Source organism: Nocardia nova (assembly GCF_002933465.1).
In the GTDB taxonomy this organism is placed as follows: Bacteria; Actinomycetota; Actinomycetes; order Mycobacteriales; family Mycobacteriaceae; genus Nocardia; species Nocardia nova_B.
The window spans coordinates 67,836-82,434 of the sequence record NZ_PSZE01000019.1 but is presented as its reverse complement, the minus strand read 5'-3'; the positions used below and the strand labels follow the sequence as shown (position 1 = coordinate 82,434).

Genomic DNA, 14,599 nt, shown 5'->3' with positions numbered 1-14,599 from the left:
CCGGTTGTTTCGGGCAACGACGCCCGCACCGAAAGGAATTCGACGATGGCAGTATCCGAGAGCGCCCCCGCCGAACATACGCCGATCGCGGCGATCGGCGCCGGAGTCGCCGGAATCGGCCTCGCGGTGTCGTTGCGCGCGGCCGGATTCGAGGATTTCGTGATTCTCGAACGTGCGGACGACCTGGGCGGTACCTGGCGGGCCAACACCTATCCCGGTTGCGCCTGCGATGTGCCCTCGCACCTCTACTCCTATTCTTTCGCGCCGAATCCCGACTGGTCGCGCACGTATGGACGCCAGCCCGAAATCCTCGGCTATCTGTGCGACGTCGCCGAACGCCACGATGTCGTGCGGCATATGCGCTTGGGCACCGATGTGGAGCGCGCGCGGTGGGATGAAGGGCGGCGGCGGTGGCTCGTGCGCACCGACCGGGGACTGCTCAGCGCCGATGTGCTGATCTCGGCGGTCGGCCCGTTCAGTGAGGCGAAGATTCCGAATATGCCGGGACGCGAGACCTTTCGCGGCGCCCAGTTCCACTCGCTGCACTGGGACCACGAGCACGACCTGACCGGCGAGCGTGTCGCCGTGATCGGCACGGGCGCCTCCGCGGTGCAGTTCATTCCGGAGATCGCGCCGAAGGTGCAGCGACTCACGGTGTTCCAGCGCTCGGCCCCGTGGATCGTCTCCCGCCTGGATCGGTCCACCCTCGGTGTGGAGCGTGCACTGCTGCGCCGGTTACCGCTGCTGGGCACCGCGCTTCGGGGCGCCTACTACGCGGGTATCGAGAGTTTCGGCCTGGTCGGATTCGTCGACCGCCGCTTCCGCCACCCGTTCCAGGCGTTGTCGCGGATGCAGCTGCGCCGCCAGGTCCACGATCCTGCCCTGCGGCGCAAACTGACTCCCGACTACATGATCGGCTGCAAGCGCGCGATCTTCTCCGATGCGTACTATCCGGCCCTTACCCGTGACAATGTGGAGGTGGTGACGGAGTCGATCGCCGAGATCCGTCCCGGATCGATCGTCACCACCGACGGTGCGGAGTATCCGGTCGACACCATCGTCTGGGGCACCGGGTTCGGTGCGATACCGAAACTCTACGAGCGGATCGAGGGCGTCGGCGGACTGACCGTGGCCGACCACTACCACCGCCGGCCCAGCAGTTATCTGGGCGCGGCGATCGCTGGCTTCCCCAATATGTTCCTGACCCTCGGCCCGTTCGGCGCCGCAGGGAACCAGTCCGCGATCTTCATGATCGAATCGCAGATCGCCTATATCGTCGACGCACTGAAAACCCTGCGCGACAACGCTGTCGACCGAGTCGAGGTCCGTGCCTCGGTGCAGGACCGGTTCCTCGACGAGATGCGGCAACGCAGTCGCGATAGCGTGTGGCTGGGCGGCGGCTGCGACAGCTACTACACCACCGACAAGGGTGAGAACGCCGGGCTGTATCCGAACTGGAGTTTCGAATACCGCCGCCGCGTAGCGAGTTTCGACGCGGACTCCTACCTGCTGTCGCGCCACGTGCCGGATCCGACCGCCGCAGAGATGAGCAGCATCCGATGATCACAGGACCGTTCGACATGGCGCGCACGCTGCTGGCCCCGGTGCTCGGCGGGGGTGAGCGACTCGACGTGCGCGACAAGGTCGTGATCATCACCGGTGGTGCCGCCGGCATCGGCTACGAGCTGGCCCGGCTGCTCTACGACCGCGGCGCCCACGTCGCCCTGCTCGATATCGACGCTGAAGCCGTGCGCGCGAGCGCGGCCGCACTGGGCATCCGGGCGGTCGCGATCACCGTCGACGTTTCCGACCGGGAGGGGGTGCGGCTGGCCGTCGGGCAGGTGCGCGAGAACTTCGGGCGCGTCGATGTGGTGGTCGCCAACGCCGGCGTGGTCCCGCGCCCGGCCACCGTGCGGCTGCTCGATCCCGAGGAATTCGACCGGGTGCTGGCGATCAACCTCACCGGCGCCTTCAACACCATCCAGCCCGCGCTCGACGACGTCATCGCGGCGCACGGCCACGTCGTCGTGGTCTCCTCGTGTGCCGCGTTCGCTCCCGGCATGGGCGGTTCGCCGTACATGGTGAGCAAGGCCGGGGTGGAACAGCTGGGCCGCGCGCTGCGGGTGGAGCTCGGCGGAACGGGCGCCTCGGCCGGAATCGCCTATTTCGGTGTGGTGGAGACGGCGATGACCCACGACACCCTGGACGAGGACGAACTGGGCGCCGAATTCGGCGCGCTGCTGCCCTGGCCGCTGGATCAGCGCATCACCGCCCGGCGGGCCGCCGAGGTGATCGCCGGTGCCATCGAACGCCGGTCCGCGCGCACCGTGGCGCCCGCGGGATGGGAGCCGTACGCCCTGCTGCGGGGCGTGGTGAACGTCGCCCTCGACCACAAGCTGAGCGTCGACGAGCGGGTGCGGTCGCTGACGCAGCGGCTGGAACAGCGCATCCTCGCAGATCGCGGCCGGTAACCGGGTTCGTAAATCTGAGAGATTTCAAAGGATCGGCACAGATTCCGATCAGGACCGCTCGGCACTATGGATCCCGAGGACCCACTCGGCGAGATGAGGTGTGCGATGGTCGATATCGAGATCACGGGTACGACGGTCACCGTCCATGTTCGTGGCACCCACCGGTTGCTTTCGCTGTGCGAACGCGTGCGCTTCGATCTGTCCCACATCGCCGCCGTCGCGCCCGCCGAGGTGGATCTACGGCCGCCGTGGATGCGCGCGCCGGGCACCTTCTTCCCCGGCGTGATCGCGGCCGGTGTCTTCCGCGGCAAAGGCCGCAAGGAGTTCTGGGATACCCGCTTCGACGGGCGTGGCGTGCGGATCGAGCTGACCGGCACCGAATTCAGCCGGATCGTCGTCGACGTGGAGGATCCGGACGAGGTGCGCCGGATGCTGGCGCGCGCCGCCGCGGCCTGAGCCGCCGCCGCTGCCGCGAAACGACCGCCGCCTGGTCGGCCGGAACCGGGCGAAACGTCCTGCCTCGCAGCCCCATCGCGACACGCCGAATCGGCGTGCCGCGCGCGACACGCCGAATAAGTCTGGCATTGGGGCTAATCCGCGGTTTCGCAGATGGCGGTTCATCGACTATGAATGGCATGTGCCGTTCCCACTTCGTGAACACTTGCCGGCCACCGTATCTCACTGGGCGGTGGTCTAGTTGACCGTCGAACACCCGGGAGAAGATGAGGTCAGGCAGCTCGCGCGACGGGTCGAGAAGGCTCGCGGGCGGCTTGCGTACCAGTTCGACCCCGCGCTGACCGAGGCCCTTTCCGAGAACGAGCTGCAGGCCGAACGTGAACTCGCGGAGAAGATCCGCGAGCAGGAACGCGAACAGCGCTGGAAAAATGTACAGGCGGCGGCATCGACGTCCGACCGCGCCAGGCAGACCTCCGAAGCGATCGCGAAGGCCGATATGCGAGATCTGTTGATGGCCCGCAAGGCAATTGCGGCGCAGAGACGAGAATCCAGCCCGCACGCGAAGGTGGCGTCGCTGTACCGGCATCGCGCCTGGTCGATGCGCGCTCTCGCGGGTGTGGTCATTGCCGGCATGCTGTGGTCGGCGGTCAACGTACAGCACAACATTGCTCCCGGTGGCCCCACCGATCCGCTGTACTGGTTCAGCTACCTGCTCGAAGGCATGATCAGCGTCTGCCTGGTCATCATCATGATCGGCACCAACAAGGTCGCCGAATGGGGCATCCTGGAGAGCCGCCGCCAGGTCGCGCTCGCCGAACTGGCCCTGCTGGCGCTGACCGTCGGCCTCAACACCTACCCGTACCTGCGCAGTGGCGACTGGTACAACGTCGGCGTGCACGCCGTGGCGCCGGTGATGATCGGTGTGGCGCTGCTGGTGCACGACTCGGCCAGCCAGCGCTACGGCCAGGCCATCACCCAGGCCACCGATCAGATCCGCGATCTGCCCGACCCGGCCGAACAGATTCGCCGTAGCATGCCGACCTTCGTCAGCTTCATCCGGCAGGCCGCGCCCGACACCCGCTCGGCCCCGATGGCAGCGCTGCCGGGCGCCGGCGATACCGCACCCGAGGCGGCGGCCCCCGAAGCCGCGCGCACGGTGGAGACGGTCGATCCGATCGTCGAGCCGGACCTCTGGACTCCGAAAAAGTCCTCGAGTCGCCGGTCCGACACCGATGCGGCGGATTCGGTCGCCGACGGCAAGGCGAGCAAGTCGTCGAAATCCGATGCCGCCGACGACGACTCGGATCCGCTGAGCGCCTACGACACCGGCCAGTTCCGCATCGCGGACAGCCTCGAACAGGAACTCGAGCAGATCCGTGCCGAGCGCAAGGCGGCCCGCGCCGCGAAGCAGCGCGCGGCCTCCAACGGCTCGATCGTGGACTGATCCATACTCCGGTACGTCCCCTCGTACCGTCCGCACAACAGCCCGGCGCGAGCAGCGCCGGGCTGTTGTCGTCTCCGACCGGCGTGGCGTAGGTCACAATCGTGTGCCTCCGACTACAGTGCCTGCGGTCAGCGCAATCATTGCCGGCGTTTCGGGTTCCGTGTGGAAGTTCGAGGAGGCGTGGTTTTGCTCGTCCGTGGTTCCGGATGCCGATGAGCATCCGAAAGCAAGCACTCGGGTTCGGCGCATTCGCCATCGTCTCGGTTCTCGTCACGGTGGTCATCTGGAATACCCTGGCGCGCACCGTGAACGGCCCGACCGACCGTTATTCGGCGATTTTCGGCGATGTGCTCGGATTACGGCCCAACGACGATGTGCGCATCGCCGGCGTGCGGGTCGGGAAGGTCACCGCGATCGGCTTCGACGTCAACCCCCAGACCAACAAGCACCTGGCGAAGGTGACCTTCGACGTGCAGCGTGATCAGCACCTCTACACCGACACCAAGGCGCTGGTCCGCTATCAGAACCTCATCGGCCAGCGGTATCTCGCGCTGGCGCCCGGTACCGCACCGGATTCGCGCCTGCTCGCGGCCGGTGGCCGGATTCCTCTCGAACGCACCGAACCGTCCTTCGATATCTCGGCGTTTCTCAACGGCTTTCAGCCGCTGTTCGAGAATCTGCTTCCGGAACAGGTGAACGACCTGTCGACGACGTTGATCCAGGCGCTGCAGGGTGACGGCGTATCACTGTCCACCTTCATTACCCAGGCCGCCGCACTGGCCTCGGACTTCGAGCGTCGCGACGCGATCCTGAAAGACATCATCACCAACCTGTCCGCAGTGATGTCGGGTCTGGCTCGGCGCAGCGAGGAACTGGAAACCCTGATCACCCAGACTCGGGCGCTGATCAGCGGACTCTACGACCAAGGGCAGTCGCTGCTGGCCTCGACGGTCCAGATCGCCACCGCCAGTGAGAGTTTGGTGGCGATGGTCTCGCAGGTACAGCCCAAACTGGTGCCCGCGCAGAACTCGACCCGGGACGCGCTGACGCTGCTGATCGACAACGGCGCGAAATTGGATCAGGCCGCGATCGATCTGCCCGGAATCCTGTCCGACGTCGGCAAGTTCTCCGGCGACGGCACCTACGCCGCCGCGTATCTGTGTTCCCTCGATGTCTCGCTGTACGGAATCCTGTTCCCGCGTGGCCTTTTGTCGCAGATCGGCGGTCATTCACAGTCGGCGGTCTGCCGGCCCTGACCCGCGACGGCAACGGGCCCGGCTCCGCGAGGGAGCCGGGCCCGTTTCTCGTGCGCTCAGGCGCGACTGCGGATCGCCTTGTAGATGACCAGAATGATCACGGCACCGACGATCGCGCCGAGGAAAGTGTGCTGGACGGGCGGGTGGACACTGAACTTGTGGGGGGCGAAGACCAGACTGCCCAGGGTCCCGCCGACGTAACCGCCGACGATGCCTAGCACGATGGTCAGAATCCAGCCGAAGTTCTCCTTACCGGGAACCAGGAGGCGAGCGATCGCACCGGCGATGAGGCCGATGATGATCATCGTGATGATACCCATGGTGAATCTCCTTGCGGGCAATCTGTAGGGGACCCGACCGTAGCAGGGGAAAGGCCCTGTTCGCAGGCGCATGTGCCTATAGTCACCGGACTGGCGCAATAGTGCGTGACCGGCCGTTGTGCGGGTATTACGGTCCGAATCCAGGGCCTCGGACAAGACGTCGCCCCAGGCGGATTCGCGCCCGGGGCGAAGCGTCGTGCCGGCCGATCACAGGTCGGCGGGAGTCTTTTTGGCCACGCTGCGGACCTCGAAGGCGTAGATCATCTCCATCACGCCCATGAAGATCAGCCACCAGCCGACGACCAGTGCCAGCACGGTGATCGAGTGGATGGGCCAGACCACCAGTGCGACACCGCCGATCAACAGCAGGACGCCGAAGAAGATCGCCCAGCCGCGGCCCGGAACTCCTTGCGGCGCTTCGGCTCCCGCGACCATGGCGGCGATGCCGCGGAACAGCCAGCTGATGCCGATCCACAGGGCCAGCAGCACCAGGGAGTTGCCGATGCTGCGGAAGGCGAAGAAGGCGAGGATGAACGACAGGATGCCGCTGATGAGGGTCAGCACCCGATAGCCGGTGCCGACGTGCGGGCCGAACGCGGTGATCAACTGCAGAATTCCCGAGATCAGCAGGTAGACGCCGAACAGGATGCCGGCGACGGCGAGCGTCGGACCGGGCCAGACGAGCACGATAATCCCGACGATCACCGACAGCAGGCCGATGACCAGCAATGATTGCCATGCGCCACGGGCCAATTGGTGCAATGGCCCCACGTAAACTCCCTCTTTGCTGGTTGTCATGTGGGCAGGATAGATCCGGTGGATGCGATAGCGGGCTATTAACCAGTATCGAACGAGTTACGGTGTGCGAGCGAGCGCCGCTCGGATGGCGAAAATTCGTGCCGCACGGCCGCCCGACGCACGAAATCGGCGCAGCGCCCCGCACCGGCGGGGGTTTTCGAATCGGCCGGTGCGCTGGACGGCCGGATATGTTGGCGCCCGCCGTTCGCGGGGTCTCCCAGGTATTTCTGCTGTCGTCCGGGCTCGATCTCGCCGGACACAACCGCGATGTCGCGACCGCGGCCGCGATCAACGCCCGCAACGGGTTCACGCCGCCCGCACTGGTCGTCGCCGGTGGTGCCGTGGTGACGGATAGGCTGTGTGCGGGTATCGACACCTGTCCACCGCTGCGCAGAATCGAGGCGTTATGGAACTGAGTCTGCACTACTGGAACTTCTCGACTCCCGCTGATCCGGCTCGCACCGCGGATGCCATCGCGCAGACCGCGCGGATCGCCGAGCAGGCCGGTTTCATCGAATTCACGGTGATGGATCACTACTTCCAGATGGAACACACCGGGGTGGCCGAGGAGCCGATGCTCGAGGCGTACACGACCCTGGGGTACGTGGCCGCGCTGACCGAGCGGATGCGCCTGGCCGTGCTGGTGACCGGTGTGATGTACCGGTATCCCGGTCTGCTCGCCAAGATCGTCACCACCCTCGATGTGCTGTCGGGAGGACGGGCGCAGCTCGGCATCGGCGCGTCCTGGTACGAGCGGGAGCAGCGTGGGCTGGGTGTGCCGCTGGTGCCGATGGGGGAGCGCTTCGAACGGCTCGAGGAGACGCTGCAGATCTGCCTGCAGATGTGGAGCGATGACAACGGCCCGTACCGGGGCGCGCATTATCAGCTCGACGAAACACTGTGCGTACCCGCGCCGTTGAGTCGTCCGCGGCCGCCGATTCTGATCGGTGGTGGTGGCGAGAAGAAGACGCTGCTGCTGGTCGCCCGCTACGCCGATGCGTGCAATCTGTTCGCTTCCTCGCCGGAGGACGTCACGCGCAAACTCGACGTGCTGCGTGCCCACTGTGCGGCCGAGGGGCGCGATTACGACGCGATCCGCACGACCGCCACCTACATCGGCCCGGTCGTGGACGATCCGGACGTCTTCGTCGCCGACGCCGAACGCTATGCGGCGCTGGGCATCACGCAATTCGACATCATGCCGGACCGGAATCCGGTGGAATACGCCGAACGCGCCGCGGAGCTGGTGCCGCGCCTGCGTTCACTCTGAGGCGCGCCCGTACTCGCCGAAGGCCGGTTCCAGCAGATCGAAGATTCGCTCGGCCTCGGCGGTGACGGTGGCCGCGACTCGTCGCCGCGATGCGCCGGACAGCTGCAGCTGCTGAATGCGCTGGAACAGCAGTCGGCTGGCCGCCGCCAAGTGGGCGGCTGCCGTCCGGCGCAGCAGGTCGTCACCGGGCAGCACCTCGGCCAGGGCCTGTTCGCGCAACTCGTGTAGTTCGCGCACCCGCGCGGTGAGTGTCGGGCTGTCGGCGAGCATGCGGCTGAACTCCGGTCCCGAGAATCCGACGTCGGCCGCGTAATCCTCTGCCGCGCAACGGAACAGGCGGCGTAGCGCGTCGAGAGCCGATTCGTTCGCGGCACGGGCGGTGACCGCCGCGGCGAGGGCGCCGACGAACTGCTCGTGGTCGCCGCGATCGGATCGGCGGGCAAATTCGATTTCGTGCGGCAGTGCGGCGCCGATGAGGTGCTGACGTACGACGATCCGTGGCCCGGCGCCGTCGACATCGTCCTCGACGGTGTCGGCGGCGACATGGTGCAGCGCGGGGTCGACAGCCTGGGCCCGCACGGCACGCTGGTCGCCTTCAGCGCGGGCGGTGGCGCGGTCGACACCTCCACGCTGCTGGGTGACCTCAAAACGGTCACCGGCTTCTCGATGGGACTGCTGTCGCGGACCGAACCCGCACTGATCGAGCAGTATCGGGCGCAGTTGTGGAAGCTGTGGAAGGGGAAGGCGATACGTCCCTACGTGGAGGTGCGCGACTGGACCGAGTTGGATGCCGTCGTCGATCGGATCGCCACCCGCCGCAGTGTGGGGCGGATGGCGATCAGCGTCGAATTCGGCCTGAGATGAGCGCGTTCGCGCTCACAACACCGCTTGGGTCTGGGTGACTTTGCCGACGAGTTTGCCGGCGTCGTCGTGGATTTCGGTTTCCACCACGATAAAGCTGCGCCCCGCGTGCAGCGGCGCCGACGAGGCCACCGCGTAGCCGGACCGGATCGCCCGCAGGAAATTCGTCTTCGACTCCACTGTCGTTGTGCCCTGCTTGCCCTCCGGCAGATTCAGGTACGCGCATACCGCGCCGGTGGCGTCGGCCAGCGACATCAGCACTCCGCCGTGCAGGACGCCGCCGAGGGTGCACAGGCTCTCGTCCCAGGCGAGCCGGCTGCGCACCAGCTTCGGTCCGTGCTCGAGCACCTCGACGCCGAGCTTCTCGGTGAACGGCATGGTGCTGTGGAACAGCCGGGTTCCTTCGGTATCGATCATGATGCCGAGCTTGCCCGGACGCGGGCGCGAGGTCCATTACCTTCGGGGTAACGGTCTCGAACGGGCACCATCAACCGCACCAGCGCTGGCACCAGCGTGGCCGACACCATCACCGCGATCATCGGCGGCATCCGCGCGCCCGATGCCCAGCGCTGCGCCCGTGCCCAAGCCGGCATTGACGATCACGCGATCCAATCCGCCGAATTCGTCGCGGAATCCTGCGAATACGCGGGGGACCGCCTCGTGGTCGTCCACATCAGCGAAACCCGGATATCGGGGTGGTCCGCTGGCAATTGCTCGCGCGGTGACCGCAGTTCCGCGCCTGGTCAGGGCGCCCCACCCTAGTGCCGCCAGGCCGCCTGGTCAGGAAATCCGCCGGGCTCCGGCGGCGGGGACGGCAACGAAGAATCGCGGTGGGGAGAAACCGTTGTCGCGAAACCGCCGCCGGATCGCGGCCGCGGTCGAATCGGTCCGCTCGATATCGGTCACGGCGATGATGCTGCCGCCGAAGCCGCCGCCCACCATGCGCGCACCGTGGGCGCCGGCGTCGAGCGCGGCCGCCACCGCCGCATCCAGTTCCTGCGTGGAGACCTCGAAATCGTCGCGCAAAGAGGCGTGTCCGCTGGTGAGCAGCGGCCCGATCGCGCGCGGATCACACCCGTCGCGTAGTAGTTCCACCACGGTCAGCACCCGCGCGTTCTCGGTGACGACGTGGCGGGCGCGCCGCCGCAGCACCGGGTCCGCCAGCCGGTGCGTTTCCGCCGGATCGGTGACGGCCCGCAGCGAATGCACGCCCAGAGCGTGCGCGGCCTCCTCACATTCGCGCCGGCGCCGGCCGTAACCGCCGTCGGCCAGCCGGTGCGGGGTGTTGGTATCGGCCACCAGCAATTGCAGTCCGGCCGCGGCGAGATCGAAGGGAACCTGCGCGAATTCCCCGGTGGCGAAGTCCAGGAACAGGGCGTGGCCCGCTGTGCAGAGCAACGAGGCGGACTGGTCCAGGGTCCCCGTCGCGGCGCCGACGTAGGAGTTCTCCGCGGCCCGGCCGATGTCGATCAGCTCGGCGCTGTCGGCGTCGACCTGGAACAGATCTCGAATCGCGAGTGCCACAGCGCATTCCAGCGCCGCCGAGGACGAGAGCCCGGCGCCCACCGGTACCGCCCCGTCGATCTCCAGCACCACCCCGGACAGTTCGTGCCCGCGGCGCCGATATTCGTGCACCACGCCCAGCGGATAGCGGGCCCACCCGGTGACCGCGGAATCAGCGAGTCCGTCGAGCGGTTCGCACACCTGCCCGGCGTGTTGTTTCGAACTCACTCGCACCGTGCGGTCCGTCGTCGTCTCGGCGGTGCAGGTCACGACCTGGGGCAATGCGATCGGCAGTGCGTAACCGTCGTTGTAGTCGGTGTGCTCGCCGATGATGTTGACCCGGCCGGGCGCGACCCATACCCCGCGCCGGGATGCCGCGTTCACCGCACCTCCCGCAGTTCGGCGGCCACGGTCTCGGGTGTGGTGTCGCTGATGAAGACGTTCATCCCCGATTCCGAACCGGCCAGATACTTCAACTTGTGCGCCGTCCGCCGAATCGAGAACAGCTGCAGGTGCAGCCACCAGTCATCGAACGGCCCAACGGATTTCGGCGCTTGATTCCATGCCGCGACGTACGGCATGGGGGTGTCGAACCGGCGCGCGAAGCGTTGCTGCACATCCAGGTACAAATGCGCGAAGCCGTCGCGCTGGGCATCGTCGAGATCGGGGATATCGGCCACCCGGCGGTGCGGATAGAACTGAACTTCGTAGGGCCAGCGGGCGAACGGCGGTACGAAGGCGGTCCATTCCTCGTTCGCCGCGACCACCCGGATACCGGCGGCACGTTCGGCGCCGAGGAGATCGCCGAACAGATTGCTGCCGTGCGCCTTTCGATGACGGGCGGCGTTAGCCACCATCGTCGCCGTGCGCGGGGTGGGGAAGGGGTAGGCGTAGATCTGGCCGTGCGGATGCGACAGCGTGACACCGATCTCCTCGCCGTGATTCTCGAAGCAGAACACCTGGGCGACGCCGTCGAGCGCCCCGAGTTCGGCGCTGCGCTGGGCCCACGCGTCCACCACCAGGCGCACCCGGCCCGGATCGAGCCCGGCGAACGAACTGGTGTGGTCGCTGGTGAAGCACACGACCTCGCAGCGGCCGAAACCGTTGCGCAGCAACGTCTCCGGCGACCCTTCGACGTGGTCGGGAAGTTCGGCGCGGCCGGTCGACAGTGACGGAAAGCGATTCTCGAACACCACGACCTGATAGTCGGCCTCGGGGACCTCGGTGAGATGGCCGGGGCGCGACGGGCACAGCGGACACAGATCCGCCGGGGGCAGGAAGGTCCGGCTTTGGCGGTGCGAGGCGATCACCACCCACTCACCGAGCAGCGGATCGAAACGTGCCTGGGAATGCGTACCGGTCCGGGGCAGATCCCGGGTGTCGGCGGCGGTGCGCGGCACCGGCTCGCTGTCGAAGTAGATGATCTCGCGGCCGTCGGCCAGCGACCGACGACTCATCACCGGACTCGGCCGCGCCATCCGCATCCCTCCGCTCGATCCACCGGATCTCAGCGGGACACTAACATCGCGGCCGCGGCAGGTTGCGGGTACGGATCCGGCGCGGCGCACCCGATCGGATACACCGCGCCGGATCGGACTCGTTCAGTACTCGCTGCCGAACAACCCTCCCGGCCCGTAGGAGCCGGTCGGAGGCGGTGCCGGCATCATCACCCAGCCGCCGCAGTTGGCCGAGGCGAACGCGACATCGGACGGTTTGATCAGCACCCGCACCGGAGCGGTGTGGGTGCGGTCGCTGGCGACGATGGCGCCGTTCGGGTCCGGCGGATCACCGGGTTCGGGAATTTTCCACAGGCGCTCCCAGGAACAGTCGTGCGCCGGGTCCGCCGGCCCTGCGGACTGATAGATACCGGGCGCGATATCGACCCCGACCCGGTACATCCCGTCCCCGGGGATGTTCGTCGCCGGATCGGCGGCAGCAGTGCCGGATCCGAGCATCGTCACCGTGGACGCGACGGCCCCGGCGATCACAAAGGTGCGTCCACGCACGGCGGTCCTCCTCGATATCGCAGACGGCCACCGACTATGGGGCGGCCGGAGAAGATCCCCGCATCTTCCGGGGCCTTGGTCTATCAGAATTCCGATAGGCGCGGACCGGATCGGAGAAATATCTGGAGATTCGACAATGCCCGGTGGGCGGTGGGCAGGCGGCCGGGAAATGCTGTCGTAGAACGTCCCCGCGGGATCCCCTCGCGCCCACGGGGACGGCACCGGCGTGCGGTTCGACCGCCGAGGTGCGAGATGGGAACGTACTGCAGCGCCGACGACCCGTGCAACACAGTGATATTTCAGAATTGAATTACTATGGCGAATCATCCGCGTTCAGCATCTCGACATTTTCGGCCGCGGGCCTGGATATCGGCGGATCGTGCGGATTCGAACAGCCGCAGCGACATTCGGGCAATGATGCGCATGACCTCCGGATCCAGCCGCGATGTGGTCAGCACCACAAACCTTCCGGTTGTTCCGTGCCGCCGGCGAGGTGGCTGCGATGGGATAGCTCTGGGGTGTCCGTTTTTCCTGCTGGCTGACGCAGAATCGACGGGACGACCGGCGTGTCTGCAAAAATGAGGCGTCACCGCAGCTCTAATAGGGGTAACGGTTCGATAACTGAGCTTGCGTATGTGATGCTGCCGTTGCAACAGTGAACCACTGGGTTTGATGTTACTAGTGGGAAGGGAGGGGTGTGCCCGCCTCCGGGTGCGCCGTCCGAACATGAACCATCCACGCATCATCAAGACCGGAGTCAGGCTCGCCGTCGCCGCGGTCACCACGGCCGGTGTGCTGGCGCCCGCCGCCGCCCTCGCCGCGCCGGCCGCGCCCGCAGATCCCGATATGTCGACCAAATTGGTGGGTAAGACGGTATTTCTGGACCCGGGCCATCAGGGCAGCAACCACAACGAGGACCTCAATCGTCCAGTGAACAACGGCCGTGGTGGCACCAAGGAGTGTCAGACCACGGGAATGACCACCCGCAACGGCGTGCCCGAGCACACCATCAACTGGAATGTGGCACAGCTGGTCCGGCAGTCACTCGAGGCGCTCGGCGCGCACGTCGTGATGAGCCGCCAGGACGACACCGGATGGGGCGGATGTGTCGACGAACGCGCCGCGGCGGCCAACAGCTCCGGCGCCGCGGTGGCCGTCAGCATCCACGCCGACGGCGCACCGGAACAGGATCACGGATTCCATCTGATCGTGCCGCAGTTGCCGGTTCCCGATGCCAAGGCGAACGAAGCGCAGTCGGGTGCCGGTCAGGTGGCCACGAACGCCATGCGCGACGCGTACAAACAGGCCGGGTTCACGCCCGCCGATTACGCGGGCGCGGTCGACGGTCTGCAGACCCGGTCCGATATCGCGGGCCCGGCACTGACCGAGGTGCCCGACGTCTTCATCGAAATGGGCAACGGCGCGAATGTCGACGACGCGAAAATGCTCGAATCGCCCGAGGGGCAGCTCAAGCATGCCATCGCGATAACGACCGGACTGGTGAGTTATCTGATCGGAGTCGCTCCTGGCAGTACCTCACCGGCCGCGTCGCCCGCCGACAGTCCCACGAGCGCGCCGCAGTCAGCGCCGGGGCAGGACAATTCCGCGCCGCAGACCGGTACGTCACAGAGCGCCACGTCGCCGAGCGCTACCCCGCACAGTCCGGCACCGCAGAATGCCGCGCCGGAGAGTGCGTCCCCGCAGGGATCGGCGACACCGAATCTCGGCGCCCAGAACTCGGGGACCCAGAATTCTGATTCAACGCAACATAATTCGGCAACCGACGCACTCCGTGGCGGGCCGAACTCCGCACCCGCCAGCACGCAGTCCGCGCCGACGTCCACCGCGCCGTCGGCTCCGGCCACGACGCAACCGGGTTCGAATCCGGCGGGGGCTCCGGCCGGTACGTATCGAACGGCGCCGGGGACCCTTTCGAACACCGATCCGGGCACGTCCGGGGTCTCACCGCAGACCTCGACCACACCCGGAACCAGCGGCGCGCAGAAACCGCAATCGGGTTCCGGCGCCGGTAATCTCGCGACCACCGCCATGCGGTTGCTGCTGCCGCTGGCGAAATCGCTCGGCTTGGGCGACGGTGCGCTCGATTCCGAACTGGCGAATCTGGCCTACACCCTGGTCTCCATTCTCCTGGGGCCGAGTAAGTAAACGGCCCCGATCGTGCCCGCCCCTCCGCGCGAAGGGGCGGGCACGACC

16 protein-coding genes and 1 pseudogene are annotated in these 14,599 nt (G+C 66.9%); 9 read left to right on the top strand and 8 right to left on the bottom strand.

Annotation, left to right across the window (positions count from 1 at the left end; translation table 11 throughout):
* The first annotated feature begins 45 nt into the window (after positions 1-45).
* The 5 genes from C5E41_RS21850 to C5E41_RS21830 all read left to right on the top strand — a co-directional run bounded on the left by C5E41_RS21850 (position 46) and on the right by C5E41_RS21830 (position 5,627).
* Positions 46-1,563, top strand: coding sequence for a flavin-containing monooxygenase (locus C5E41_RS21850; RefSeq protein WP_104377643.1), 1,518 nt, complete (start codon positions 46-48; stop codon positions 1,561-1,563).
* Complete coding sequence (locus tag C5E41_RS21845; protein ID WP_258081155.1) at positions 1,560-2,471, top strand: short-chain dehydrogenase/reductase; 912 nt, start codon at positions 1,560-1,562, stop codon at positions 2,469-2,471. Before C5E41_RS21850 ends, C5E41_RS21845 begins: the two co-directional genes overlap by 4 nt.
* A 105-nt stretch (positions 2,472-2,576) precedes the next feature.
* Positions 2,577-2,927, top strand: coding sequence for a hypothetical protein (locus C5E41_RS21840; RefSeq protein WP_063015683.1), 351 nt, complete (start codon positions 2,577-2,579; stop codon positions 2,925-2,927).
* Positions 2,928-3,168: 241 nt separating this feature from the next.
* Positions 3,169-4,371 carry a hypothetical protein gene (locus C5E41_RS21835; protein ID WP_104377642.1) on the top strand — a complete coding sequence of 401 codons (1,203 nt, stop codon included), beginning with the start codon at positions 3,169-3,171 and terminating at the stop codon, positions 4,369-4,371.
* A 212-nt stretch (positions 4,372-4,583) separates the two neighbouring features.
* Positions 4,584-5,627 (top strand): MCE family protein, encoded by a 1,044-nt coding sequence (locus C5E41_RS21830; RefSeq protein WP_104377684.1) that lies wholly within the window; start codon positions 4,584-4,586, stop codon positions 5,625-5,627.
* 56 nt (positions 5,628-5,683) lie between these two features.
* On the opposite strand, the gene C5E41_RS21825 is transcribed toward C5E41_RS21830, so the two are convergent.
* Together C5E41_RS21825 and C5E41_RS21820 are read right to left on the bottom strand one after the other, a co-directional pair.
* Positions 5,684-5,947 (bottom strand): GlsB/YeaQ/YmgE family stress response membrane protein, encoded by a 264-nt coding sequence (locus C5E41_RS21825; protein WP_036505761.1) that lies wholly within the window; start codon positions 5,945-5,947, stop codon positions 5,684-5,686.
* 207 nt (positions 5,948-6,154) lie between these two features.
* A complete protein-coding gene (locus tag C5E41_RS21820; RefSeq protein ID WP_104377641.1) occupies positions 6,155-6,745 on the bottom strand; it encodes an HdeD family acid-resistance protein in 591 nt (196 codons plus the stop codon).
* 188 nt (positions 6,746-6,933) lie between these two features.
* Between C5E41_RS21820 and C5E41_RS21815 the strand changes: the two genes are divergently transcribed.
* Together C5E41_RS21815 and C5E41_RS21810 are read left to right on the top strand one after the other, a co-directional pair.
* Complete coding sequence (locus tag C5E41_RS21815; protein WP_104377640.1) at positions 6,934-7,161, top strand: hypothetical protein; 228 nt, start codon at positions 6,934-6,936, stop codon at positions 7,159-7,161.
* Positions 7,152-8,015: an LLM class F420-dependent oxidoreductase gene (locus C5E41_RS21810; RefSeq protein ID WP_104377639.1), complete on the top strand. Its 864-nt coding sequence runs from the start codon at positions 7,152-7,154 to the stop codon at positions 8,013-8,015. The genes C5E41_RS21815 and C5E41_RS21810 overlap by 10 nt, the downstream gene beginning before the upstream one ends.
* Here C5E41_RS21810 and C5E41_RS34025 read toward each other — a convergent pair.
* Entirely contained in the window at positions 8,007-8,285 is a 279-nt protein-coding gene (locus C5E41_RS34025) for a hypothetical protein (protein WP_104377638.1), read from the bottom strand. The two genes, C5E41_RS21810 and C5E41_RS34025, sit on opposite strands and share 9 nt — an antisense overlap.
* Positions 8,286-8,429: 144 nt before the next feature.
* On the opposite strand from C5E41_RS34025, the gene C5E41_RS21800 reads away from it, so the two are divergent.
* Positions 8,430-8,879 (top strand): zinc-binding dehydrogenase, encoded by a 450-nt coding sequence (locus C5E41_RS21800; protein WP_181063355.1) that lies wholly within the window; start codon positions 8,430-8,432, stop codon positions 8,877-8,879.
* 12 nt (positions 8,880-8,891) lie between these two features.
* Here the strand turns inward: C5E41_RS21800 and C5E41_RS21795 are convergent, their stop codons facing one another.
* The 5 genes and pseudogenes from C5E41_RS21795 to C5E41_RS21775 form a co-directional block, all read right to left on the bottom strand.
* Positions 8,892-9,293 (bottom strand): PaaI family thioesterase, encoded by a 402-nt coding sequence (locus C5E41_RS21795; protein WP_104377636.1) that lies wholly within the window; start codon positions 9,291-9,293, stop codon positions 8,892-8,894.
* 135 nt (positions 9,294-9,428) lie between these two features.
* Positions 9,429-9,551, bottom strand: a pseudogene (locus tag C5E41_RS35270) (SDR family oxidoreductase); the annotation flags it as partial.
* 105 nt (positions 9,552-9,656) lie between these two features.
* A complete protein-coding gene (galK, locus tag C5E41_RS21785) occupies positions 9,657-10,763 on the bottom strand; it encodes a galactokinase (protein ID WP_104377635.1) in 1,107 nt (368 codons plus the stop codon).
* Positions 10,760-11,821 (bottom strand): galactose-1-phosphate uridylyltransferase, encoded by a 1,062-nt coding sequence (galT, locus tag C5E41_RS21780; RefSeq protein ID WP_181063361.1) that lies wholly within the window; start codon positions 11,819-11,821, stop codon positions 10,760-10,762. The genes galK and galT overlap by 4 nt, the downstream gene beginning before the upstream one ends.
* Before the next feature lie 159 nt (positions 11,822-11,980).
* Positions 11,981-12,385: a hypothetical protein gene (locus C5E41_RS21775; protein ID WP_104377634.1), complete on the bottom strand. Its 405-nt coding sequence runs from the start codon at positions 12,383-12,385 to the stop codon at positions 11,981-11,983.
* A gap of 726 nt (positions 12,386-13,111) precedes the next feature.
* Between C5E41_RS21775 and C5E41_RS21770 the strand changes: the two genes are divergently transcribed.
* On the top strand, positions 13,112-14,551 hold the full coding sequence (locus C5E41_RS21770) for an N-acetylmuramoyl-L-alanine amidase (protein ID WP_104377633.1): 1,440 nt from the start codon (positions 13,112-13,114) through the stop codon (positions 14,549-14,551).
* Positions 14,552-14,599 lie beyond the last annotated feature (48 nt).

What these genes read in the sequence shown, in the direction of transcription:
- C5E41_RS21850 (WP_104377643.1), top strand. Translation starts at nt 46, where the DNA reads ATGGCAGTATCCGAGAGCGCCCCCGCCGAACATACGCCGATCGCGGCG.
- C5E41_RS21845 (WP_258081155.1), top strand. Translation starts at nt 1,560, where the DNA reads ATGATCACAGGACCGTTCGACATGGCGCGCACGCTGCTGGCCCCGGTG.
- C5E41_RS21840 (WP_063015683.1), top strand. Translation starts at nt 2,577, where the DNA reads ATGGTCGATATCGAGATCACGGGTACGACGGTCACCGTCCATGTTCGT.
- C5E41_RS21830 (WP_104377684.1), top strand. Translation starts at nt 4,584, where the DNA reads ATGAGCATCCGAAAGCAAGCACTCGGGTTCGGCGCATTCGCCATCGTC.
- C5E41_RS21825 (WP_036505761.1), bottom strand. Translation starts at nt 5,947, where the DNA reads ATGGGTATCATCACGATGATCATCATCGGCCTCATCGCCGGTGCGATC.
- C5E41_RS21820 (WP_104377641.1), bottom strand. Translation starts at nt 6,745, where the DNA reads ATGACAACCAGCAAAGAGGGAGTTTACGTGGGGCCATTGCACCAATTG.
- C5E41_RS21815 (WP_104377640.1), top strand. Translation starts at nt 6,934, where the DNA reads ATGTTGGCGCCCGCCGTTCGCGGGGTCTCCCAGGTATTTCTGCTGTCG.
- C5E41_RS21810 (WP_104377639.1), top strand. Translation starts at nt 7,152, where the DNA reads ATGGAACTGAGTCTGCACTACTGGAACTTCTCGACTCCCGCTGATCCG.
- C5E41_RS34025 (WP_104377638.1), bottom strand. Translation starts at nt 8,285, where the DNA reads ATGCTCGCCGACAGCCCGACACTCACCGCGCGGGTGCGCGAACTACAC.
- C5E41_RS21795 (WP_104377636.1), bottom strand. Translation starts at nt 9,293, where the DNA reads ATGATCGATACCGAAGGAACCCGGCTGTTCCACAGCACCATGCCGTTC.
- C5E41_RS21770 (WP_104377633.1), top strand. Translation starts at nt 13,112, where the DNA reads ATGAACCATCCACGCATCATCAAGACCGGAGTCAGGCTCGCCGTCGCC.